At 29.4% G+C, this 2,366-nt stretch carries 2 protein-coding genes; both read left to right on the forward strand.

Annotated features, from left to right (window positions below; translation table 11 throughout):
- Positions 1-367 precede the first annotated feature (367 nt).
- On the forward strand, positions 368-1,180 hold the full coding sequence (locus BUB36_RS18750) for a hypothetical protein (protein WP_073153825.1): 813 nt from the start codon (positions 368-370) through the stop codon (positions 1,178-1,180).
- A gap of 561 nt (positions 1,181-1,741) precedes the next feature.
- A complete protein-coding gene (locus tag BUB36_RS18755) occupies positions 1,742-2,143 on the forward strand; it encodes a transposase (RefSeq protein ID WP_073153827.1) in 402 nt (133 codons plus the stop codon).
- Positions 2,144-2,366: the final 223 nt, after the last annotated feature.

The raw sequence follows: 2,366 nt of genomic DNA on the forward strand, positions 1-2,366 counted from the left end.
TTACAGTTGTCATAAGAAAGGAGGGACAAGTAGTGAATGGGATAAGAGATTCAAATGAAAAAATTCACTTCCTATGAAAAACTAGAAAGTTTTTACAATAGGAAATGATATATATTGGTGATTTAATTATATCAGAGAAAGAAAAAAAGAGTGAAGTTTATTGAAAAAACAAGAGGATAATGTAAGGTTGGTTAGGGAATAATTCAAGCCTTACCCTATAGGGTTCCTGATCCTTTCCACAAAGTGGTAAGAGATACCTCGATTATATACCACACTAGAACGTTGGTGAAAGGAGCTTGAATGAAAGGAGGACAGAAAAATTATTATTTATGTCCTATGTAATAAATAATGCGAGGAGGATTGTAAAATGAAAAAGTCATTAATTTTAGTATTATCATTATTATTAGTTATAACTATGCCTATAGGAAGTTTTGCCCAAACTAAAGATATTGAGCTAACAGATAAACAAATTGAACAATATAAAGCTGAATTTGAAATTAGACTTAAAGAATTTCGTGAAACTAATGATATGATGTTTAGAGAAATGAATAAAAAATCTATCATTTGCGATGGATTATCAACACGTGGAGTAGATCCTGGAGTAGATCCTGTATACCCTAATAAAACAAAAACATTTTATAATATGGACATAAGTTATGAAAATGACTATGATAATAATAAAGGTGATGCTAGAGCAAAAGCATCTGTTTCTGATCCAAAACTTAATCTATATTCTATATCCGGTGGACATTTGCTTAATAGTTATGCTATGGCTGAAGGAAGATTAGGCAAAGAGTTTTACTATGCAGGAAACAGTAATAAATCTATGGTTGTAAATTTTGTTGGATCTTATGATTGGACAATAGCTAATGCATTATTAGCAGCACAAGGAAATTCAGATATTAATATTTGGTTAATTGTTGAAGATTTGGATAATGGAGTTGAAGTAGATAAAACGTTAGTAAGTGAATCATACTGGAAAAGTGCAGGCACTTGGAATGGAAAAAATAGTTTTAATAAAAGTTTAGAAATTAATGCAAAACCTGGTCATGTATATAATGCGTATATCAAAGCTGAAGTTGTATCAGACTGTATGGGTATGGGTAGTACAAGTGCAAGTGCACATAAAGATTTTGGTAACCACTATATAAAATTAGACAAGATAAAAATATCTTGGTAATTTAAACTAAATTTAGAGGGGTAAAAGAAGTGTTCTTTTATTCCTCTAAAAGTATATTATCAAAGTAAGTATTAATTATTTGTATTTTGTTAAGTATTCCAATTTATCAAAAAAGTCCATATACTAAAGTTAGAGTAAAGAGTATATTATTTAAAATTGGAATAAATAATCTCAATTATATGTAATATTTATTTGTACTTTTTATGAGTTCTCATGATATAAAAATTTAATTCTGAGGTGACTTTACTGATGGATATTATTATACAATATTTTGTCAAAGCAATTATTATACTTATTATATTATATGTAGCGATCACTAAAATTGATTATTTAAAAGAATTCGTAAATAAGCCGCTAGACAAGAATCCATATAAGATTCTACTTTGTTGTATTACTATACCTTTATTAGTTTATATATTGCCGTATATATTTCCTTTAATCTTATTATCATACATATTATGGAAAATAACCTCGTGATAAGGTTGAAGCACAGGGACGGTTCGTTTGCTTCTTATTGAAACACATGATATATTAGAGTAAAAAGCCATGAGGAGAATCACAATGCCTAGAACAGCAAGGAAAAAGAGTAAGACAGGAATAAACCATGTAATATTTAGAGGAATAAATCATGTAGATATTTTTCTTGAAAAGGATGACTTTGAAGAATATATATGCAGATTAAAAAAGATATCTACGAAATATGAGTTGGAGATATATGCATATTGCCTTATGGGAAACCATATTCATCTATTAATCAAAGAGGGGATAGAAGATATTTCGATTTCACTAAAAAGATTAGGTACAGGATATGCCCAGTGGTACAACATAAAAAGACAAGGGGGACGAAAGACAAGGGGAAGACAAGGGGGACGTTTCGTTTGTCTTTCTGAGATGGTGAGTCAAAAGAATTGTCACCTTGACTCTCCTCATTCTAACAAACCTACCCAAAATGTAATGAAGTGAATACTTTATCACAAATAATTTTACCGTATTTTATTACATTTTTGGACAGTTTTATCTCGAAAAATATTTACTCTTTAATGTTGTAAACTAATACTTATAATAATACTCCTACAGGCGGGAATAAATTATTATCTCAACTTTCGCAGCACAAAATAGCCAGCTTTTCCTTTAAAACAGTAGGTAGCGAAGCTATAAAATAGTTCATAAACTCATTTAATTGTTT

Origin of the sequence: Paramaledivibacter caminithermalis DSM 15212, from assembly GCF_900142245.1 — a bacterium.
Lineage (GTDB): Bacteria > Bacillota > Clostridia > Peptostreptococcales > Caminicellaceae > Paramaledivibacter > Paramaledivibacter caminithermalis.

Coding starts and splice junctions, on each gene's coding strand:
- BUB36_RS18750 (WP_073153825.1), top strand. CDS start 368: ATGAAAAAGTCATTAATTTTAGTATTATCATTATTATTAGTTATAACT.
- BUB36_RS18755 (WP_073153827.1), top strand. CDS start 1,742: ATGCCTAGAACAGCAAGGAAAAAGAGTAAGACAGGAATAAACCATGTA.